We start from the raw sequence: 20800 nt of genomic DNA, 5'->3' as shown, positions 1-20800 counted from the left end.
ATCCGATTATCTTGGCGACCAACGTAGCAGCAGAGGCAAAAGCCGGCAGCGCCGCGTCGGTGAGGGGCCTATATGGGCCACCTCAGATTCGGTCAACGGGTTTTTGCAATTTTATTTCAGTCGCGCGCAAGAACCGCAGAAACCCTTCATTTTTGCCGGCAACCACCACGCTTTGGCACCCTCCGACCGTGTCGCAGCCCACCTTTGGTTGATCCATTACAGGGGGAAGCAGAGGTTTGGCATCGCTACCGGGCCAATGGCTGTCGGAACAGCGCTGCCCTCCCCACCACCGACGACTGCCCCCGCATCATGACTTCTCTCTGTTTGGAAAGCGCTGCGGCAGTGATAGAATACTCCTGCCGAGCGAGCGCATCAATGACCCGCCGGCCGGGAGTGACCTGATTGATGTTCGCGCGCACCTTATTGATGGCAGCAACCGCATTGGCAGCAGGCACCGCCGCTGTCGCCGAAACGCCAGCCGCCAGCCCGCTTGTTCCCGCACCGGATAGCACGCTCATCAATCCGGCTGCCGAGGTCCTTGCGCTTGAAGCTGAGCGCCACAACCGGCTGACTGTGCCTGTCTTGATTGAAGGCATCGGGCCATTTGCGTTCATGATCGACACCGGCAGCCAGGCGACGGCCATCACCCATGAAATCCGCACCGCTGCCAATCTTGCGCCGGGCGGAAGCGCCATTCTGGTTGGCATGGCCAGCCGCCGCGAGGTTGAGCTGGCCAGTGTCAGCCGGATCGATTTCGGCTCCAACAGCTACAGCAACTTCACCGCCCCTGTCCTGGATCGCGCGCATGTTGGCGCTGACGGGATCATCGGGCTCGACGCATTGCAGGACTTTCGCGTGCTGATCGATTTTCGCAAACAGACGATCGCCGTCGAAGACGCCAGCAGCAAGGATAAGCGCGGCGGGTTCGAGATCATGGTGCGGGCCCGCAGCCGCCTTGGCCAGCTGTTGATTACCGATGCATTGGTTGAAGGCGTCCGTGCCACGGTCATCATCGATACCGGCGCACAGTCCAGCCTTGGCAATCTGGCCTTGCGCGACCGGATCCGGGCCAAGCGCGCGCAGAACGTAATCACCACGGATGTCAACGGCGTCGATCTTATCGGCGAACTGGCTATCGTTCGTTCGCTGAGCATTGAAGGTCTGGCGCTGAGCGACGTGCCGCTGACTTTTGCCGATACGCCAGCGTTTGATGCACTGGGGCTGCGCGACCAGCCGGTGCTGTCGATCGGGATGCAGCATCTTGCCCTGTTCGACCGGGTGGCGATCGACTTTGGCCGCCAGCGGATCCTGTTCGATGTCCCCGCCGATGTCGCCCGGGCCATGCGGCAAGCCAAAAACGCCGGAATCTATCGCGCGCGGTATTAGCGTGCCTGCCAGATAGCAGCCTGCCTTGCGATAAGCCGCAGCCGCGCCCACATCAGGCGCCATGCCGCCAGAAACCTCCACACCCACCGATCCTGCCGACGCCGCCAAGGCCAATCGCGCGCGCGATGTGGAAAGCTGGGCCACGCTCAAGCGCTTTCTGCCCTACCTGTGGCCCAAGGATAATCCCGGCCTCAGGCTGCGGATTGTGATCGCCATGGTGCTGGTGCTGGCGGCCAAGGCAGTCACGCTCGCCCTGCCCTTTGCTTACAAGGGTGCGGTGGATGCCATGTCGGGGACGGCTGCGAGCGACGGGGCGACCGTCGCGCTGGCGCTGGTCGCCGCCTATGCGCTGGGGCGCTTTACCTCGGTCGCGTTCGACAATCTGCGCAATATCGCCTTTGAACGCGTCGGACAGGTCGCGACGCTGCATCTGGCCGAGGACGTGTTCCACCGCTTGCACCGCCTGTCGCTGCGCTTCCACCTTGCGCGGCGCACGGGCGAGGTCACCAAGATCATCGAGCGCGGCACCAAGAGCATCGACCAGATGCTGTATTTTCTGCTGTTCAACATCGCGCCCACCATCGTCGAACTGATTGCGGTCGGCGTGATTTTCTACATCAATTTCGGGATCGAACTGGTTGCCGCCACGGCTGTCACTGTGGTCGCCTATGTCTGGGTTACCCGCGCGATCACCGAATGGCGCACCAAGCTGCGGCGCGAGATGAACGATCTCGACGGCAAGGCGCTGCACCGCGCGGTGGATTCGCTGCTGAATTACGAGACGGTGAAGTATTTCGGCGCCGAAGCCCGCGAGGAAGCGCGCTATTCCCAAGCCGCGCGCGCCTATGCCGAAGCGGCGGTGAAGTCGGAAAATTCGGTCGGCCTGCTCAATATGGCGCAATCGGTCATCACCAATGCGCTGGTGGGGGCCGCGATGGCCTACACCGTGTGGGGCTGGAGCACCGGCGCGCTGACGGTCGGCGATCTGGTGCTGGTCAATTCGTTGCTGATCCAGCTGTTCCGCCCGCTGGATGTGCTGGGCTGGGTGTACCGCACCATCCGGCAGGGGCTGATCGATATGGGCGAAATGTTCCGCCTGATCGACACCGACATCGAAGTGAAGGACCAGCCGGGCGCGCCCGCGCTCATCATCCGCAAGCCCACGGTCGCCTTCGACAATGTTACCTTCGGCTATGATCCGGGTCGCACGATCCTCAATGGCCTGTCCTTTGAGGTGCCTGCGGGCAGCACCACCGCCATCGTTGGCCCCTCGGGCGCGGGCAAGAGCACCATCGGGCGCTTATTGTTCCGCTTCTATGATCCACTGCAAGGCCGGGTGCTGGTGGGGGGCGAGGATATTGCGCTTGTCACACAAGATTCCGTGCGCGCGGCCATCGGGATCGTGCCGCAGGACACCGTGCTGTTCAACGAAAGCCTCGCCTATAATATCGGCTATGGCGCAGAAGGCGCAGACGCGGCGCTGATCGAACAGGCCGCGCGCGATGCCGCGCTGACCCCGCTGATCGCGCGCCTGCCCGACCGCTACGACACGATGGTGGGCGAACGCGGGCTGAAGCTGTCAGGCGGCGAAAAGCAGCGCGTCGCCATCGCCCGCACGCTGGTGAAGAACCCGCCGATCCTGTTGCTGGACGAAGCGACGAGCGCGCTCGACACCCGGACCGAGCAGGAGATCCTCTCGACCCTGCACCGGATTGCAGAAGGCCGCACCACCATCGCCATCGCTCACCGCCTGTCGACCATCGCGGATGCGGACAATATTCTCGTGCTCGATCACGGGCGGCTGGTGGAAAGCGGGACGCATGCAGCGCTGCTCAAGCACGGCGGGCTCTATGCCGAAATGTGGGCGCGTCAGGCAAACGAACGGCGCGAGGATGATGCGCCCACGCCCCTCCCAACCCCGGCCGAAGCGGCGGAATAAGCAGCAGGATTGCCCCGGCGCCGGGCGCTCGTTACCTCTGATGCCACTGCCCCCTCGCTACGGGGAGCCTGTGATGATGAGAGAGAGCCTCGATAATGCGTTACGCCTGCCTGATTGCCTGCCTGCTTGCCAGTTCCGCCCTGCCCGCCGCCGCGCAGGAGCAAGCGCCCGAAAGCGTCCCTGTGCCAACGCCCATTCAGGCGGTGCCGCTGCCAGCCGCGCTCACCGCCGACAAGATGCCGGCCGTGCCGCTGGTGATGGCCGATGCGGTGCGCCCCTATCTCGAAGCGCGCGGGGCCAGCTTTGTCGGGTGGGATCCCACCACCCGCGCGGTGCTGATTGCCACCCGCTTTGCCAACACCAACCAGCTTCACCGCGTCGAAGCCCCGATGGGCGCGCGCACCCAGATCAGCTTTGAAGCCGAGCCGGTGCGCGGCTCCTATGCGCCGACCCGGGGCGATGTCATCGTGGTGAACAAGGACCGCGGCGGCGACGAATATTTCCAGCTCTACACGCTAAAGGATGGGCGGCTGACCCTGCTGACCGATGGCAGCAGCCGCAACCAGCCGGGTGCGTGGAGCAAGGATGGCGAGTTGATCGGTTACAGCTCCACCCGGCGCAACGGGGTCGATTCCGACCTTTACGTCATGGACCCGCGCAACCCCGGCTCGGCGCGGATGGTGCATGAAAGCAAGGGCGGCGGCTGGGCGATCATCGCCTTTTCGCCCGACAAAAGCTTTGCCTATGTCGCCGATTACAACTCGGTACAGGACGTCGATCTCTACCGGCTTGATCTTACCACCAGGGCAATGACCCCCGTGGGCGATCCCAAGGCGGCGATTGCCTATGGCAGCATGGAAATCGCGCCCGATGGCACGATTTGGGTCACCAGCGATGCGGGATCGGATTTCCAAAGGCTGGGGCGGCTGGACCCTGTCTCGGGCAAGTTTACCGCCGTCTCTGACGAAGCCTGGGATGTCGACGGGTTCGACATCTCCGCTGATGGCAAGACGATCGTCTATGAAGTGAACGAGGCGGGGTCCGATGCTTTGCGCATTCTCGACGTTGCCTCTGGCAAGGTCACCAGGGTCGATGCCCTGCCCGCCGGACAGATCGGCGGGCTGGCGATTGCGCCGTGGGGGGAGATCGGCTTCAGCTTTTCCAGCGCCAAAAGCGCGGCCGACGTGTGGTCGCTCGATCCCAAAACGATGCAGCTGACCCGCTGGACCCGCTCCGAAACCGGCGGGCTCAACACCGAGGTGAACGTCGAACCGCGCATCGTGACCACCAAAAGCTTTGATGGTCTGGAGGTGTCCGGCCTGCTCTATCTGCCCGATCCCGCCATCTTTCCCGGCAAGCGTCCGCTGATCGTTTCGGTCCACGGCGGGCCGGAGGGGCAATCGACCGCCGGGTTCATGGGCCGCAACAACTACTACCTCAACGAATTGGGCATTGGCGTGTTCTACCCCAATGTTCGCGGGTCAACCGGGTTCGGCAAGACTTTCGTCAGCCTCGACAACGGCCCCTTCCGCCGCGAGGCAACCGTGCGCGACATGGAGGCGCTGATTGACGCGGTGCGCGCCGATCCGGCGGTCGACCCGGCCAAGGTGGGCCTGACGGGCGGCTCATATGGCGGGTATATGTGCTATGCCGCCGCGGTGCAGCTCAAGGACAAGCTGACCGCGACCCAGTGCACCGTGGCGATCAGCAATTTCGTCAGCTTCCTCGAAAACACCAATCCTTACCGGCAGGACTTGCGCCGGGTGGAATACGGCGACGAGCGTGATCCGGTGCAGCGCGCCAAGCTCACCGAAATCAGCCCGCTGACCCGCGTGAACGAAATCACCAAGCCGATGTTCGTCATCACCGGCGCCAATGATCCGCGCGTGCCCAAATCCGAAGCCGACCAGATGGTCGCTGCGATCCGCGCCAATGGCGGCGAGGCGTGGCATCTGGTGGCTGCCGATGAAGGCCACGGCTTCGCCAAAAAGGCCAATTCGGACTATGCCTTCATGGCGCAGCTGGTGTTCTGGAAAAAGTACCTGCTGGGCGAGTAATCAGCGGGACTGCGAGAGGCGCTGGAGGATAGCCAGCGCCTCATCGCGCCGGTTCCACGGCACGAACAGATGATCGTGGTGGAATCCCGCCACGACATTGCAGGCGATCCCGGCTGCCGCCAGCGCGCCCGACACCGCTGCGGTCAGCCCCACGCCGTCCAGCGCCGAATGCACCATTAGCGTGATCCGCGCGAAACCGCCGCCCTCTTGCGGCACAATCGCCGCCAGCCCTTCATCCTCGCGGATCAGTGCGAAGGCATCAGCGGGCGGCGCGCTGTCCGTCAGCACGAACGCCCAGCGCCGCGCATCGAGCACCGGGGCCATGCCCGCCAGCATCCCGGCAAGGTCGCTGACCGGCGCGCGCGTCACTACAGGATATACTTGCTGAGGTCGGTATTGCCCGCCAGGCCCTCCAGCCGCTCGTTCACATAGGCGGCATCAATGGTGATCGTCTGCCCGGCAAGATCCTCCGCCTCGAAGCTGATTTCCTCCAGCAGCCGCTCCATCACGGTCTGAAGGCGGCGCGCACCGATGTTCTCGACCGTGCTGTTCACCTGCGCCGCGATGTGCGCGATGGCGCCGATCGCATCGTCGGCAAAGTCGAGCGTTACCTGCTCAGTCCCCAGCAGCGCCGTATATTGCGCCACCAGATTGGCGCGCGTTTCGCTGAGGATGCGGACGAAATCCGCCTCGGTCAGGGCGCGCAGTTCCACCCGGATCGGCAGGCGGCCCTGCAATTCGGGCAGCATGTCGGATGGCTTGGCGACATGGAACGCACCGCTGGCGATGAACAGCACGTGGTCGGTTTTCATCGGGCCGTATTTGGTGGCGACCGTGGTGCCTTCGATCAGGGGCAGCAGATCGCGCTGCACGCCTTCCCGCGAGACTGAGCCGCCGCGCACATCGCTGACCGCGATCTTGTCGATCTCGTCAAGGAACACGATCCCGTTGGTTTCCGCGTTCAGCAACGCCGCGCGGGCGACATCATCCTGATCGAGCCGCTTGTCCGCTTCCTCGTCCACCAGCCGGTCCCACGCATCGGGCACGCGCAGTTTCTGGCGGCGGGTGGGTTTGCGGCCCAGCGCCTTGCCCATCATGTCGCTGAGGTCGATCATCCCCATCTGGCCGCCCATATTGCCCATGTCGAACGGCGCTGCGGGGGTATCGCGCACCTCAATCTCGACCTCGACATCGTTCATCGCGTTCTGGGTGATGCGCTGGCGGAAACTGGCGCGGGTCGCTTCGGAGGCGTTGTCGCCCACCAGCGCGTTGAGCAGGCGGTCCATTGCGGCCTCGGAGGCGGCTTCGCGCACGGCTTCGCGGCGGCGTTCCTTTTCCAGCCGGATCGCCTCTTCCACCAGATCGCGCGCAATCTGTTCGACATCGCGGCCGACATAGCCGACCTCGGTGAACTTGGTCGCCTCAACCTTGATGAAGGGGGCTTCGGCCAGCTTCGCCAGGCGGCGGCTGATCTCGGTCTTGCCGCAGCCCGTGGGGCCGATCATCAGGATGTTCTTGGGCGTCACCTCGTCGCGCAGATCCGCGCCCAGCCGCTGCCGCCGCCAGCGATTGCGCAGCGCGACCGCGACCGCACGCTTGGCCTCGGCTTGCCCGATAATGTGTTCATCCAGCGCGGCGACAATCGCCTTGGGGGTCAGCGCCTGCAAGGGGGGGGGAAGTGGTCATGGGGTCTTTCTGTGTCTGTCTTGAAGACTATGTGGCGCGGCCAGCCAGCGGTTCAAGGCCAGCGTCATCGGCTGTTCGGCCCAGCGGAAGAAGACCCAGCTGGCCGCCATGCTGGCGAGCATCGCCCCGGCGAGGTAATCCCACGGCCCGGCCTCAGTGCCGCGCAGGCGCTCCCACAGCCACAGCCACAACCATGCGACCGGCACATGCAATAGATAGAGCGCATAGCTAGCATCGCCTGCGCGGTTCACCAGCCCTGCTGCTGGCACCGCCAGCGGGCCGCCCAGCACTGCCAGCGCGATCAGCAGCGCGGGGATGCCGCACCACGCGAGATAATCCCACCCTGCCGCCGTCGGCATGGCGGGCTCGCTCACCAGCAGCACTGCCGGGATCACGGCAAGCAGCGCCAGACAGCGCACGCCCTGCGGTATCACGCCGCCCTGCCCGCGCCACAGCGCCAGCAACATTCCGGCCACAAACATCACCGGCAGCGGGCGGGTGAGCGCAAAGATCAGCGGATCGACCGGCGCAACCCACGTGCCCGCGATGATCGCGGCAGCCAGCACGCCTGCCACCACCATGATCGCGCGGCCGCGGGGCAGCGGCAGAAACAGGCCGAACAGGAAATAGAACGCCATCTCGTACAGCAGCGTCCACCCGACCCACAGGAACAGCAGCGGGCGCAGTTCGCCAGAGGCCGGCCAGACCGGGATCAGCAGCAGCGAGCGGACAACGTGTTCAGGATCGACCGGCCGGCCAAAGGCAAACACCAGCACCGCCGCCAGCAGCCCGCTCGCCAGCCAGTAAGGCGGCATGATGCGGATGATGCGCCGCCGCCAGAACAGCCCGCGCGCGCCGGGCGTGCCAAACCGGCCACTGGCCGCCTGCACCATCACATAGCCCGACACGATGAAAAACAGCATCACCGCCAGCTGCGCCTCACGCTCGCCCCGCCAGTCAGGGCCAAAACCCAATCCGCCGCCAATGCTGTCGGCAAAGCCAAAGGCGATATGAGACGCAGCCACAATCAGCGCGGCCGCCGCGCGCAACAGCTGGATTGCTGCGATCTTGCGCTCGGACGGGTTGTTCATAGGCGCAATGGTAACGGCCTTCACCGCAATGACCCAGGCGGTCAGCCCGGCAAGGCTAGACCGTCTCGACCGTCAGATTGCCGTTGGTGAAGACGCAGATGTCAGCCGCCACCGCCATCGCCTTGCGCGCGATTGTCTCAGCGTCCGCTTCGTAATCGGCGATGGCCCGCGCGGCAGCGAGCGCGAAGTTACCGCCCGATCCAATCGCTGCAATCTCGCCGATCGGCTCCAGCACATCGCCATTGCCGGTCAGCACCAGCAGCGTGTTCTTGTCGGCCACGATCATCAGCGCTTCGAGATTGCGCAGATATTTGTCGGTGCGCCAGTCCTTGGCGAGCTCCACACTGGCGCGCATCAGCTGGCCCGAATACTGCTCCAGCTTCTTTTCCAGCCGTTCAAACAAGGTGAAGGCATCCGCCGTCGCGCCTGCGAAACCGGCGATCACCGAACCATCGCCAAGGCGGCGAACCTTGCGGGCATTGGGCTTCATCACGGTGTTGCCCATCGAAACCTGACCGTCGCCGGCGATGACCGTGGTATCGCCGCGCCGCACGCCGATGATGGTGGTTCCGTGCCACTGGACAAGGCCGTGGCTTGCTTGATCGCTTGTCATGCCGGGGAATATGGCGCGCCTTCCCGCAGGATCAAGCGCGCCTGCGCAAAGCGCCTATGGCCCGCCCGGACCGCCCGGCAAGCCGCCGCCGCCGACCTGGCCGATATTGCCGAACAGGTCTTCCAGAAAGCCGCGTTCACGGCCCAGGGTCGGCGTCTTGTTGCCATTGGGATCAAGGAAGACGACCTGCTCCATCCCGGTGCGCTTCACCTCGCTGACGCGGCCTTCGGCATCAAAGGTCACCGCCAGCACCGTGTGGTCGCGGATGCGCGGCCGGTTGAAGGGACGCTGGCCGGTGATGCTCGATACATAATACCACGTCGGCGTGCCGTACTGGCTGGTGAAGGTCGGCCGCCCAAGCGTGCCTTCGACCGATTGCTGATTGTCGATCTTGGGCTGGACCAGCGCGGTCAGCGTCGGATCGACAATGTAGCCGCGCGATTCGCGGATCGCGGTGCAGCCCGGCAGCACCGCAGCGGCCACGGCCAGCACGGCCATACCGCGCAAACCGCGTCTGCCCAATTTCATCGCGCCTGCCTTGATCATCTGCGCCAAACCGTTTTCGTCCCGTCCTGTGGTGCGCATGACGCGCTCTTGTCCCTTGGGCGAGGTGCTTTAAGGGGCTAGGCGCAAGCTTGCAACGCACCATATGGCAAGGCGGTGGCGTGCTTGCGTTGAACGGCAGTTGAACGCATCCGCGCCTCATGCGTTATCGTAGCGATGCAGGGGCGCAGTGCCCTTGCCACGATTGATTATTCCTCGCGCACAAGGCCCGGTATCCCATGTCCTTCCTTTCCCGCCTGCTTGGCACTGCTCCCGACCCGCGCGAAAGCGTGCGTCCGCTGTGGCACCGCGTGATCGAGCTGGCCCGCGATTCTGTCTATTACACCGAATGCCAGGTGGCCGATTCCATCGCCGGGCGCTTTGACATGATCACGGCGGTGCTCAGCACGGTGATGGTGCGGATCGAAGCCTCGCAGATGCGCACTGAAAGCGCGCTGCTGGCCGAACTGTTCGTTGAGGATATGGACGGGCAATTGCGCGAATTCGGCGTCAATGATGTGGTCGTGGGCAAGCGGATCGGCAAACTGATGAGTGTGCTGGGCGGCAGGCTGGGGGCCTATCGCAGCGCGCTCAATGCCGGCGATATCGACAAGCTGACCGACGCGCTGGCCCGCAATGTCACCTTCATGCCCGGCGCTGACGAGGCTGCCAGCGCGCGCGCCGTGGCGGACCGGCTGATGAAGCTGTTTGAACGGCTGGGCCGGTTTTCCGATGCCGAAATGCTGAAAGCGAGCGCAATCTGGTGAGCGAGGCGGCCCCACCCCCCGCCGAACTGACCCGGATGGTCAAGGCCCGCCCGCTGCCAGCCGATCCGGTGATTATCGAGGCGAGCGCAGCGGAATGTGCAGCGCTGGCGCGACGCTTCGGATTGGGCGCGGTAGAGAGCCTGCGGGCCGAAGTGGCGCTGGAACCCAAAGCCCGCGCCATTCGCGCGACCGGGCGGCTGCGGGCGGCCATCATGCAGCCCTGCGCCATTTCGGGCGAGGATTTCCCGAATGTGATCGACGAACCGATCGACCTGCGCTTTGTCGAGGATCATCAGCGCCCGGCGGCCGATAACACGGTGATCGAAATCGAACTGGCCGCCGATGATTGTGACGAAATCGCTTACACCGGCGATATGTTCGATCTGGGTGAAGCCGTCGCGCAGACACTGGGGCTGGCGATCGACCCTTACGCCGAAGGGCCGAATGCCGATGCCGCGCGCCAAGCGGCGGGGATCGTCAAGGAAGGCGAGCAGGACGGCCCGCTGGCCGCATTGCTGGCGGGGCTGAAGAAAGACTGACGCCGTGCCAAAGGCGGCGCCGCGTGCCGCAGCAGCAGCCGCACTGTTTCACGTGAAACAACCGCAAGCTGCCACCAAGCGCGATCTGGTCGGTGTAAGGAACAATCAGACCTTAGAACGGGATATCGTCGTCCAGATCGTCATAGCCGCCGCTGCTGCCGCCCGACGGGCCGCCGCCAAAGCCGCCGCCCGATCCACCGGACGAACCGCCGCCCTGATCCCAGCTGCTCCCGCCGCCGCCGCCGCCGCCGTAGTTGCCGCCGCCTGAGCGACCGCCGCCACCGCCGCCGCCCATTCCGCCGCCGCCGCTGCCACCGCCAGTCGCACCATCAAGCATGGTGAGAGTGCCGCCGAGGCCCTGGATCACGATTTCGGTCGAGTAACGGTCCTGACCGTTCTGGTCCTGCCACTTGCGGGTTTGCAGCTTGCCTTCGACAAAGACCTTGCTGCCCTTCTTCAGGTAGCGTTCCACGACGCTGACCAGCCCTTCGGAAAAGATCGCGACCGTGTGCCATTCAGTCTTTTCCTTGCGCTCGCCTGTGGCCTTGTCCTTCCACTGTTCCGAGGTGGCGATCCGCAGGTTGGCGACCTTGCCGCCATTGTTGAAGCTGCGGATTTCCGGGTCAGCGCCCAGATTGCCGATCAGCATGACCTTGTTGAGCGAACCCGCCATCGAAATACCCTTCCCGTCAATATCTTGATCCCGCGCGGCCCAAGATGACCCGCGAATCTGAGTCGGGCAATAGGCCAGCTTGCGCGCAGGCGCATCAGGCCCCGGTGCTTAATCCACCGCTCAGCGCGCGGGGTAGCGCAGCCGCCCGAGGAAGCGCGTCAGGCTGGGCAGTTCGCGGTCCTTGCCCATGAACTGCGCCTTCACCTTTTCAAACTTCATCACCCCGTCGATCCGCCGGTCGAGGAAGGCGTAGCTATCGGCCTTGCCCTCGCTATCGTCGTTCACGAACACCGCTAGTGTCGCTGAATAGATCCCCGCCAGCAGCGTGCGTTTGGTGTAATGATTGTAATCGGTGGCGGTATCGCCCGCCAGCCGCCACATGATATCGGCCGACCGCCAGCCCAGCTTCAGCGACCGGCGCACGTTCTGCGGCTGCGCCATCACCGCGAGCGCGCGGCGCACGGCCTCGTCGATATGCGCCACCGCGTCCAGCCGGAAGGCGACCAGCGTGCGGATACGCTCACGGATCTTGAGCGTCGCCAGCCGCTCCGCAGGCCACTCCGCCGCCATCGCCTGATCGACCGATGCGATCCACGCCTCGATCATGTCCATCGGTCTGGCGCCCGGAAAGGCCAGCCGGGCCACATCGACATCCGCCCCGGCCATTTCCGCAGCCGCGATCAATGCGGTCTCGTTCCAGCCATCGAAAATCGCCGACGCGGCAATATCGGGCGCCAGCGCGACGCGCAGTTCATCCAGCGTCATGTCGGCAAAATCGGGTGTCATGGTCATGTCAGAAGGAAGGCCCGTAATCTTTCTTGGTTCCCGCGCCGGCGCGTTTCTTGTCGGCATTCTCGAATTCCTGGTTGAGCAGCGTGTTGCCGCTCATCAGAGCTACGTAATCGCGCGCCGAACGGCCGGAATTATCATTGTGATCGGGGTCGGCGCCCTTCTCCAGCAGCAGCCGCACCAGCGGGACATTGCGCGAATGCACCGCGGTAATCAGCGGAGTTTCCCCCGTCTGGTCGGAAACATTGACGCTGGCGCCGCCGTTGATCAGCGCCTCGACCCCATCGGTAAAGCCCAGCGCGGTGGCCAGCTGGAGCGGGCTGATGCCCTTCTTGTTGCGAATGTTCGGATCAGCCCCGCGCTGGAGCAGGAAGCGGGTCCACACCGCATCATTGCGGGCGATCACGATATGCAGACCCGTATCGCCCGAGGTGATATCGCGGCTGTTGACGATTTGCGTACCGGGCTTTGACAGCATGTCGGTAGCCTCGTCGCCCTCGCGCTTCTTCACCGCTTCCAGAAACCTGTAGCCTTCCGACTGGAACTGCGCGGCGACCGGCATCGCAGTCATCGCCGCCAGCGCGGGCAGGATGATACTGGCAATCCGCCGCCGATGCCCTAACTTGCGCAAAACATCCAAGCCCACGGTTTGATCCTTTCGCATTACCTGTCACATGATCCGGATCATCATCCGGCTGTGCCGGGCGCCAGAGCAAGCCGAGGCGCCTTTCGCAAGCGACCAGTTAGCAGAGCATGAACCGCATCAACAAGCCTTCCGCCCAATTCACCGTCGCAATTGCGGCTGCCCTGATGCTTGCCGGGTGCGGCGGCGCAGCGCCTGCCGAGGAACCGCCGCTGGCGGGCGCAGCCATCGGCGGCGATTTCGCGCTCACCAACAGCGCCGGGCAAACCGTGCGTTGGGGCGATTTTGCGGGCAAATACCGCATCGTCTATTTCGGCTATGCCTTTTGCCCCGATGTCTGCCCGACCGATATGCAGCGCGTCGCGCAGGGGCTGAAAGAACTGAAGGCCAAAGACCCGGCCAAGGCGGCAATGATCCAGCCGATCTTCATCACCATCGATCCCGAGCGCGATACGCAAAAGGTGGTGGGCGAATTTGCTGCCGCCTTTTCGCCCGACATCATCGGGCTGACCGGCACGCCCGAACAGATCGCGGCCACCGCCAAGACCTTCAAGGTGTTCTACCAGAAGGGCGAACCGGTCGAAGGCGGCGGCTATCTGGTCGATCATTCCAACATCACCTACCTGTTCGGCCCCGCGGGCGAGCCGCTGGCCACTCTGCCGACGGACAAAGGCGCTGCGGCCATCGCGGCAGAGCTGGACCGATGGGTGAACTAAGAGACCGCTTCTGGGAATTGCCGCTGGGCACGCTCTCGCGGCCCGAGTGGGAGGCGCTGTGCGATGGCTGCGGGCGCTGCTGTCTGCACAAGCTGGAAGACGAAGACACCGGCGAGATCGTCGATACCAACATCGCCTGCCGCCTGCTGGACACCGGCAACGCCCAGTGCAGTGACTATCGCAATCGCAAGGCCTTCGTGCCCGATTGCCTGCGCCTGACCTTGCGGATTGTCGAGCAGGTAAGCTGGCTGCCCTCGACCTGCGCTTACCGCCTGCGCGCCGACGGGCGGCCGCTGCCGGGCTGGCATTATCTGCTGTCGGGCGACCGTGATGCCGTGCGCCGCGCCGGGGTTTCGATTGTCGGGCGGGTGGTGAGCGAGGTGGATGCAGGGCCGATCGAACATCACATCACCCAGTGGCCCAACCCACGCATCTGGCCCCCGGCTGACGAACAGGCCGGGGCATGATCGATTGGCTGCGCGGCGCATCGGCGATCCGGACGCCTGATCCCGACATTGATCTGGGCGGCAGGCGGGTGCCGATCGTGCTCAAGCGGCTGCACAATGCCCGGCGGCTGACCTTGCGCCTCGCGCCTGATGGCAGCGAGGTGCGCGTGACCCTGCCCGCCTGGGCCGAGGGGCGCGAAGCGGTGGCCTTTGCCCATGCGCGCAAGAACTGGCTGGCCGATCAGCTGGCCAAGCTGCCCGCCCGCGCGGCCCCCGAACAGGGCGGAACGGTGCACTATCGCGGCACCGCGCTGACGCTGGTGTGGGACCCGCGCAGCCCGCGCCGCCCGGTCCCCGACGGGGAGACCCTGCGCATCGGCGGGCCGGAAACCGGAATTGCCCCGCGCGTCCACCGCTGGCTAGAGGCCGAGGCGCTGCGGCTGGCCGAGGCTGACATGCGCGATTACTGCGCGGCCGCCGGGCTTGATCCGGTGCCCATCGGCCTCACCCGCGCCCAGCGCCGCTGGGGATCATGTTCGGACAAGGCCCGCATCCGGATCAACTGGCGGCTGGTGCAGGCCCCCGATTTCGTGCGGCGTTCGGTGGTGGCGCATGAAGTCGCGCATCTGGTGCACTTCGATCACAGCCCGGCCTTCCACGCGCTGCTGGCCCGCATCTTCGAAGGCGAGATTGCAGCAGCCGACCGCTGGCTGAAGGAACACGGGCGCGGGCTTTACGCCAGCTTCGGCTGAGCGGCCTCACCCCCCTCTGCTCCCCCTTGGCCATCCGCCGCCGGCATCCTATATTGCCGCAATGCGTTTTGCCCCGTCCCGCTTCAACCCTGCCAGTGGCATTGCCGATTTCTGGAACGAGATCCGGCGGCCCCAACCCTATCGCTGGCCGATCCTGTTCCTGTCGGTCCTGCCGGTGGCGGGGATCATGGCCTGGGCGATCGATCAGACCGTCTATGCCGAGCCTGAGCGGCCGCGGATCACCTATATCACCACGCTCGATCCGGCGCGCAGCGATGCTGCGATCATGGCTGAAAACCGCGCCAATCAGGAACTGAAGGAACTGCGCGCCGCCGAGGAAGAGCGAATCGCCGAAGAAAAGCGCAAGATGTACAAGGCACTGGGCGCGGCGGCAGGCATGGATGTCGAGAAGATCGAGCGCGAGGCCGAGGCGGAACGCGCAGCCGAGGCCAAGCGCCGCGAGGCTGCGGCCCAGCGGATTGTTCCGCCAGCGAGCGAAAGCGCCGGGCAATAGCCGCCAGCCTTTCCCCAACCGATCACGACTGGATGGCCGCTGCTGCGCGGCTGGCGGCGCGGGCGCGCCCGCTGTCGCGGCCCAATCCCGGTGTGGCGGCGCTGGTGGTGCAGCACGGCCGGGTGATCGCGAGCGGCTGGACGCAAGGCGGCGGGCGGCCCCATGCCGAGGCGATGGCGCTGGCAGGCCTTCCCGCCGAGGTGCTGGCCGAAGCGACGCTTTACGTCACGCTTGAACCCTGCGCCCATCAATCAGCGCGCGGGCCGGCCTGCGCCGATCTGATCGTGGCCGCCCGCCCCGCCCGCGTCGTCATCGGCCAGCACGACCCCGATCCCCGGACGGCGGGCGCGGGAATCGCCCGGTTTGAAGCGGCGGGCATCGCCGCCCGCCTGCTGGACGATCCGGCCTCTGCCACCAGCCTTGCCGGGTTCCTGACCCGCCAAAGCGCCGGGCGTCCGTGGGTGACGCTGAAGCTGGCGACCTCGCTCGATGGCTGCATCGCACTTGCGGATGGCACCAGCCAGTGGATCACGGGCGAAGTGTCCCGCGCCCACGTCCACGCCCAGCGCGCGCGCCATGATGCGATCCTGGTTGGCGGCGGGACATGGCGGGCTGACAAACCGCGCCTTGATGTGCGCCTTCCGGGGCTGGAGACCCGGTCACCGCAGCGGCTGGTGCTGACCCGCGGGCCGGCCCCGGACGGTGTCACCGCCCTCCCCTCGCCGCAAGCCATCGCCGCGCTGGACGGCGTGCTCCATCTCTACGTCGAGGGCGGGGCCGAGACCGCCGCCGCCTTCCTTGCCGCTGATCTGGTGGACGAGTTGCACCTCTACACCGCGCCGATCCTCATCGGGGGCGATGGTCGCCGCAGCCTGGGCGCGCTGGGGCTGGCCAGCCTGGCCGACGCGCATGGCCGCTGGTGCCTGTCCGAACGCCGCCAGCTTGGCAGCGACGCATTCACGGCCTATCTGCGCACCCGCAACCGGTAAGGACCCCAGCATGTTCACAGGCATCGTCACCGCCATCGGCACCATCGCCGCCGCCGAGCAGCGCGGCGATCTGCGCCTGCGCATCACCGCCCCGCTCGACCCTGCCCGGATCGACATCGGCGCGTCGATTGCCTGTTCGGGTGTGTGCCTGACCGTGGTTGAACGCGGCGGGACGGCGGGCGATGCCTGGTTCGATGTCGACCTGTCGGGCGAAAGCGTCAGCCGCACCGTGCCGGGCATGTGGAATGCGGGCGCGCTGCTCAATATCGAACCGTCCTTGCGGCTCGGCGACGAGCTGGGCGGGCATATCGTCACCGGCCATGTCGATTCGGTGGGCGAGGTGGTGAAGGTGGCGCAGGACGGCGGCAGCTGGCAAATCGCGATCCGCGCGCGGGCCGACATGGCGCCGTTCATCGCGGAAAAAGGGTCGATCACCGTAAACGGCGTGTCGCTGACCGTCAACGACGTGCGCGACCGGGCCGATGGGGCCTGCGATTTCCTGCTCAACATCATCCCCCACACCGCCGCCGTGACCACGCTGGGGACACTGGCGGTGGGCGATCACGTCAACCTCGAAATCGACGTGCTGGCGCGCTACCTCAAGCGGATGCAAAGCCTCGCCGCAGCCCGGTAAGACCGGCGATCAGCCGCCCGGATGGGCCGCGCTCAGCCGCACAAATGGCGCGCGCAGTTCATCAGGCGTCGCCATTTCCAGCGCCCCGCTTGCGACGTCCTGCGCAGACCAGAACTGCGAGGGCGCGGTATCATCCAGCATCGCCCAGTTGGGAAACAGCCGTTCGCCCATGGCTTCGGACAGCAGCAGGCGCACATCAAAGTGGCGATCATCCTCGCAGATCACCGCGTAGAGCGCATCGACAGCTTCGGTCGGGCCTTCGATCAGTTGAAGATACAGGTCATGCCGGCAAATCAACGCGCCGGTGATGCCGTAGCGCGGATTGTTGCGCCGCGCCGCTGACAAAATGCCAGCCAGCATGGCGGTGTCGAAACCAAACGGCTGCGAACGGTAGATCAGGCGTTTTTCGATGACAGGCTCCCAAGGCAATAGGCTTGCAAGCAGCTTACGTGAACGCGGACGACGGGGATAGCGGCGAGTTCGCCCACCTTCCAGCCTGCCCGCAGCATCCCGGTCCGCCAGCCTGCCGGGCGCGAAAAGGCAAATTCAACAGTTGGCAGCCGTGCTTTCGTGGTTCAGTCTGCCGTCCGGTTGCTGTTGCACGCAGAAGGGGGGCTGTGTCACGCAAAGCTGGCTGCGCATGATCGCGGGACTGATCCTGACCTGTGCAGCGGCGCTGGGCGTGCCTGCTGCGGCCATGCCGTCGCTGCCGGTCGCCGCGATCGAGGCTGGCAAGGATGGCCCGGCGCTGTCGGGGTTTATCCGCTACACCAAACAGCTCGGCAGCCTTGATACCCCGATCGAACAGATGCTGCGGACCAAGTTGCAGGCCAACCGGCCGGGCGCTGAACATTTCGGCCTGCCGGGACAACGCACCGCGATGGCGCTGCGCATCCGCAACACCAGCCGGGACGGCGGCACGTGGATTTTGACCACCGGCCGCGGTTCGCTGCGGCATTTCCGGCTGTATGAATGGACCGGGCAAGGCTTTACGCTGCTGCTGAACGGCAGCGATCCGGTCGCGGCCCAGAACAACCTGATGACCTATCAGGCCTTCAGCACCGAACTGGTGCTGGCCCCCGGCGAGGAAAAGACGATCGTGATCGATTTCCTGTCGGAAAACTCGACCTACATGCCGCTCAAGCTCCAGACCTATGGCACCTTTTTCCAGAACCGCCGCACCAACATCGCCATGGTGTCGGGCGTGTTGCTGGCAGTGGCGGTGCTGATCTTCCTCAACTTTGTGTTCTTCTCGGTCACTGGCCACCGCGAATTTGGCTGGCTGGCGCTGGCGCAGGTGTTTCTTGCGATCAGCACCGTCCACACCGAAGGCTATCTGACGATCTTCCTGCTGGCTGACAGCCCGCTGCTGAGCGTGGCGATCGAAGACGGCGTGAAATGCGCCTTTGCCGCTGCCATGGCGCAATTTGCCCGCAACTTTCTGTCAACCGCAACGCGCTTTCCCCGGCTCGATAAAGCCTTGATCGCGCTGATCGCCGCCGCGCTGGTGGTGATCGCGTTGCAAGCGGGCCTCAGCCTTTACGGGCCGGGCCTGCGCACGGCGATCCATTCGCTGGCCTGGGTCATCACCGGGGTGGTGGCGCTGTTTTTGCCGGTGGTCGGCGTGCTCGCAGTCCGCTCGATCGGGCGCCAGCTGTGGCCCTTGCTGGTGGGCTGGGCGAGCCTTGCGCTGTTCATCATCTACGGCGCGATTGCATCGATGGGCGTGTTCAAATGGCTGCCGATCAACTGGCACCTGATCGGTCCGGTCGGCTTTTTCGAGGTGCTGATGGTGACGCTCGCACTGGGGCTCAACCTGCGCAAGATCCAGACCGACCGGCAGGCCGCCGACGCCCGCTACAATGCCGAACTGGCCGAACGCGTGCGGGTGAGCGAACGCGCCGCGCAGTTGGCCGAAGACCGCAAGATCGCGCTGGCCGCCGTCGACAACCAGAACGCCCTGCTGCACGCATCGGGACATGACAGCAAACAGGTAATCCTGGCGCTGAATAGCGCAATTACGGTCCTGAAACGGCAGGATACCGCCGGCGCGCATCACGATTTGACCGCAATGCTGCAAAGCTCGGTCGATTATCTGAGCGAAATTGCCGCCACCACCATGTCGGGCGCTGCGATGGTCGGCAGCGGGCGCCATTTCCATGCGCTCAGCGCGTTCCGGGGCGAGAACCTGCTGGAACCGCTGCTGATGATGTTCAAGGCACCGTTTGCCGGCAAGGGGCTGACGCTGACGGCTGAGACCGACCGCGAGGTGACGATCATCTCCGACCGCCCCTTGCTGATGCGCGCGCTGGCCAATCTGCTCAGCAACAGCCACCGCCACACGCTGGCAGGCGGCGCGCGGATGATGCTGGGGATTGATGGGGGCGCGGCGGTCATCACCATCGCCGACACCGGCACCGGCATCCCGGATGCGGTGGCGCGCGAACTGCTGCGCGCCGATCCGCCGCGTCTGCGCGCCGGAGACAGCAGCGCCGGGACCGGATCGGGGTTCCGGTCAGCGCGGCGGATCATCGAAGGTCTGGGCGGCACGCTCACCATCCCATCCACCGGCCCCTCGGGCACCACCCTGCGGATAAGCCTGCCATGCGCCCACCATACGGTCGCGCCCTGCACGCCCGCCGATCTGGCTGCGCTGCTGAACGGTCAGAACATCGCCGATTTCGACCGCCGGGCAGAATTCGATGCGGCGATTGCGCAGGCAGGCAGGGCAGCGACCACGCGGCTGATCGCAGCCACATACGACGACACTTCGGTCACCCGCGAAAGACTGAGCGAGGCGGTCGCGATGATGCTGATCAAACCCCTGTGCCGCGAAATGGCCGATCACCCCGCCTTGCAGGCCTGCCTGTCAGATCAGGCGTAGCGCCTGCGCGCGTTCGATGATCTTGCGATTGCTGGCAACGCCCAGCTTGCGGCGCAATTCGCCTATGTGAAAGGACACGGTCGGCTGGGCAATCGCCAGCCGATACGAGATTTCCTTGTTGGTTTCGCCCTGCGCCAGATAATGCAGGATCGCCATTTGCCGTGACGATAGGGACGTGGGCAGCTGTTCGATCGTGCTCAGGCCGCTGCGCATACTGGCCGAGATATAGACCTCGCCTGCCAGTGCGGCCTCGCAGGCGGCGATGATTTCATCCGGGGGATCAGCCTTGCTGACCACGCCGCGCGCGCCCAGTTTCAGGGCATAGTCAATCTCGCCAAACTGCCTTTCGCCGGTCAGGATGATGACTGTCATGTCATGCGAGCCGACGATTTCGGCAAGGATATCAACCCCGCGCACATTGGGCATGTTGAGATCAAGCAGGACGATGTCGACCGGCTGCGCCTTGATGAAGGCCGTGGTGATCTCGCAGCGGTCAAGCGCGCCGACCACCTCATATTCAGGGTATTGCGAAAACAGCAGCCGCAGGCCGCTGTGGGTCAGGGGGTGATCGTCGACGATCAGGATCTTGTGACGGCTGGATCGGGTCGCATCGCTGGCCATTCGGGTCTCCCGCCTGTTCCACTGGCGAGGCACAGCTTGCATGGCAATCACGCCAGCGTGCAACCCTAATGATTCTTGGCAGCGGGCTCGTGCCGGGGGCGGCGGTCAATAGGTGGACGGCGGATCGCTGGCAGGAAAGCTCTGGTCGCTGGCTTCATCGACCGCCGACCAGGGTTCGCTTTGGGGATCGCGCATCGCCTGCGGGCCGGCATCGCGGACAGGATTGGCGGCTAGATCGGGCTGATCATCGGCAAAGGCCGCGCGGCCTTGATGGCCCGGCCCTGCGCCGCGCCGGGTAACAGCATAAGCGGCAACGCCGATCGCCAGTAGGCCAAGGAAAACACGCATAGGTCAGCTCCTTTACGGGCGAGCTGTGCGCCGGCATCACAATGATCGGGTCGCAAAGCCCGGCCCCCTGTCGGCCTCCCATCCTGTGATGTCCCTATCCTGCATCAGGGCCAGAGCCGCACGCGGGGCAAGACTCGACGGGACGGGGCTGCGGGGCGGCACAATCCATG

23 protein-coding genes are annotated in these 20800 nt (G+C 65.2%); 12 read left to right on the top strand and 11 right to left on the bottom strand.

Going from position 1 to position 20800, the window contains the following annotated elements; genetic code table 11:
- Positions 1-405: 405 nt before the first annotated feature.
- The 3 genes from C0V72_RS08030 (at position 406) to C0V72_RS08020 (ending at position 5382) form a co-directional block, all read left to right on the top strand.
- Positions 406-1386: an aspartyl protease family protein gene (locus C0V72_RS08030; protein ID WP_101793262.1), complete on the top strand. Its 981-nt coding sequence runs from the start codon at positions 406-408 to the stop codon at positions 1384-1386.
- Positions 1387-1447: 61 nt separating this feature from the next.
- Positions 1448-3325 (top strand): ABCB family ABC transporter ATP-binding protein/permease, encoded by a 1878-nt coding sequence (locus C0V72_RS08025; RefSeq protein WP_101793259.1) that lies wholly within the window; start codon positions 1448-1450, stop codon positions 3323-3325.
- 95 nt (positions 3326-3420) lie between these two features.
- Positions 3421-5382, top strand: coding sequence for a S9 family peptidase (locus tag C0V72_RS08020; protein WP_101793256.1), 1962 nt, complete (start codon positions 3421-3423; stop codon positions 5380-5382).
- On the opposite strand, the gene C0V72_RS08015 is transcribed toward C0V72_RS08020, so the two are convergent.
- Genes C0V72_RS08015 through C0V72_RS07995 form a run of 5 tightly spaced genes read right to left on the bottom strand, consistent with a single transcriptional unit; the run spans position 5383 to position 9300 of the window.
- A complete protein-coding gene (locus C0V72_RS08015) occupies positions 5383-5751 on the bottom strand; it encodes an ACT domain-containing protein (protein ID WP_143704548.1) in 369 nt (122 codons plus the stop codon). It lies immediately after the preceding gene.
- A complete protein-coding gene (hslU, locus tag C0V72_RS08010) occupies positions 5751-7049 on the bottom strand; it encodes an ATP-dependent protease ATPase subunit HslU (RefSeq protein WP_101793253.1) in 1299 nt (432 codons plus the stop codon). The genes C0V72_RS08015 and hslU overlap by 1 nt, the downstream gene beginning before the upstream one ends.
- Before the next feature lie 15 nt (positions 7050-7064).
- Entirely contained in the window at positions 7065-8159 is a 1095-nt protein-coding gene (locus C0V72_RS08005; RefSeq protein WP_101793250.1) for an acyltransferase family protein, read from the bottom strand.
- Positions 8160-8214: 55 nt separating this feature from the next.
- Positions 8215-8772 (bottom strand): ATP-dependent protease subunit HslV, encoded by a 558-nt coding sequence (gene hslV, locus C0V72_RS08000; RefSeq protein WP_101793247.1) that lies wholly within the window; start codon positions 8770-8772, stop codon positions 8215-8217.
- A 54-nt stretch (positions 8773-8826) separates the two neighbouring features.
- Positions 8827-9300, bottom strand: a complete 474-nt coding sequence (locus C0V72_RS07995) for an outer membrane protein assembly factor BamE (protein WP_101793289.1) — start codon at positions 9298-9300, stop codon at positions 8827-8829.
- Between the two features lie 254 nt (positions 9301-9554).
- On the opposite strand from C0V72_RS07995, the gene C0V72_RS07990 reads away from it, so the two are divergent.
- On the top strand, positions 9555-10082 hold the full coding sequence (locus C0V72_RS07990; RefSeq protein ID WP_101793245.1) for a ubiquinol-cytochrome C chaperone family protein: 528 nt from the start codon (positions 9555-9557) through the stop codon (positions 10080-10082).
- Positions 10079-10621 carry a YceD family protein gene (locus C0V72_RS07985; protein ID WP_233999843.1) on the top strand — a complete coding sequence of 181 codons (543 nt, stop codon included), beginning with the start codon at positions 10079-10081 and terminating at the stop codon, positions 10619-10621. The genes C0V72_RS07990 and C0V72_RS07985 overlap by 4 nt, the downstream gene beginning before the upstream one ends.
- A 112-nt stretch (positions 10622-10733) precedes the next feature.
- Here C0V72_RS07985 and ssb read toward each other — a convergent pair whose 3' ends face one another.
- The 3 genes from ssb to C0V72_RS07970 all read right to left on the bottom strand — a co-directional run bounded on the left by ssb (position 10734) and on the right by C0V72_RS07970 (position 12729).
- Positions 10734-11294, bottom strand: a complete 561-nt coding sequence (gene ssb, locus C0V72_RS07980; protein WP_101793242.1) for a single-stranded DNA-binding protein — start codon at positions 11292-11294, stop codon at positions 10734-10736.
- Positions 11295-11414: 120 nt separating this feature from the next.
- Positions 11415-12080 (bottom strand): COQ9 family protein, encoded by a 666-nt coding sequence (locus C0V72_RS07975; RefSeq protein WP_172438959.1) that lies wholly within the window; start codon positions 12078-12080, stop codon positions 11415-11417.
- A gap of 7 nt (positions 12081-12087) precedes the next feature.
- A complete protein-coding gene (locus C0V72_RS07970) occupies positions 12088-12729 on the bottom strand; it encodes an ankyrin repeat domain-containing protein (RefSeq protein WP_233999842.1) in 642 nt (213 codons plus the stop codon).
- Positions 12730-12836: 107 nt separating this feature from the next.
- Here C0V72_RS07970 and C0V72_RS07965 point away from each other — a divergent pair, with 107 nt between their 5' ends.
- The 6 genes from C0V72_RS07965 (at position 12837) to C0V72_RS07940 (ending at position 16777) form a co-directional block, all read left to right on the top strand.
- Positions 12837-13442, top strand: coding sequence for an SCO family protein (locus tag C0V72_RS07965; protein ID WP_101793238.1), 606 nt, complete (start codon positions 12837-12839; stop codon positions 13440-13442).
- On the top strand, positions 13430-13909 hold the full coding sequence (locus tag C0V72_RS07960; protein ID WP_101793235.1) for a YcgN family cysteine cluster protein: 480 nt from the start codon (positions 13430-13432) through the stop codon (positions 13907-13909). The genes C0V72_RS07965 and C0V72_RS07960 overlap by 13 nt, the downstream gene beginning before the upstream one ends.
- Complete coding sequence (locus C0V72_RS07955; RefSeq protein ID WP_101793232.1) at positions 13906-14640, top strand: M48 family metallopeptidase; 735 nt, start codon at positions 13906-13908, stop codon at positions 14638-14640. Before C0V72_RS07960 ends, C0V72_RS07955 begins: the two co-directional genes overlap by 4 nt.
- Positions 14641-14701: 61 nt before the next feature.
- On the top strand, positions 14702-15154 hold the full coding sequence (locus tag C0V72_RS07950; RefSeq protein WP_199797781.1) for a hypothetical protein: 453 nt from the start codon (positions 14702-14704) through the stop codon (positions 15152-15154).
- Positions 15151-16143, top strand: coding sequence for a bifunctional diaminohydroxyphosphoribosylaminopyrimidine deaminase/5-amino-6-(5-phosphoribosylamino)uracil reductase RibD (ribD, locus tag C0V72_RS07945; RefSeq protein ID WP_324761529.1), 993 nt, complete (start codon positions 15151-15153; stop codon positions 16141-16143). Before C0V72_RS07950 ends, ribD begins: the two co-directional genes overlap by 4 nt.
- Positions 16144-16153: 10 nt before the next feature.
- Complete coding sequence (locus tag C0V72_RS07940; RefSeq protein ID WP_101793226.1) at positions 16154-16777, top strand: riboflavin synthase; 624 nt, start codon at positions 16154-16156, stop codon at positions 16775-16777.
- 9 nt (positions 16778-16786) lie between these two features.
- On the opposite strand, the gene C0V72_RS07935 is transcribed toward C0V72_RS07940, so the two are convergent.
- Complete coding sequence (locus C0V72_RS07935; RefSeq protein ID WP_199797780.1) at positions 16787-17206, bottom strand: BLUF domain-containing protein; 420 nt, start codon at positions 17204-17206, stop codon at positions 16787-16789.
- A gap of 211 nt (positions 17207-17417) precedes the next feature.
- On the opposite strand from C0V72_RS07935, the gene C0V72_RS07930 reads away from it, so the two are divergent.
- Complete coding sequence (locus C0V72_RS07930) at positions 17418-19661, top strand: sensor histidine kinase (protein ID WP_101793223.1); 2244 nt, start codon at positions 17418-17420, stop codon at positions 19659-19661.
- On the opposite strand, the gene C0V72_RS07925 is transcribed toward C0V72_RS07930, so the two are convergent.
- Positions 19647-20282, bottom strand: coding sequence for a response regulator (locus C0V72_RS07925; RefSeq protein ID WP_172438957.1), 636 nt, complete (start codon positions 20280-20282; stop codon positions 19647-19649). The genes C0V72_RS07930 and C0V72_RS07925 overlap by 15 nt on opposite strands.
- Positions 20283-20387: 105 nt before the next feature.
- Positions 20388-20630, bottom strand: a complete 243-nt coding sequence (locus C0V72_RS07920) for a hypothetical protein (RefSeq protein ID WP_101793217.1) — start codon at positions 20628-20630, stop codon at positions 20388-20390.
- Positions 20631-20800 lie beyond the last annotated feature (170 nt).

This window comes from Porphyrobacter sp. TH134 (assembly GCF_002855495.1).
Taxonomy (GTDB): domain Bacteria; phylum Pseudomonadota; class Alphaproteobacteria; order Sphingomonadales; family Sphingomonadaceae; genus Erythrobacter.
This window is presented reverse-complemented; position numbering and strand designations above follow the sequence as displayed.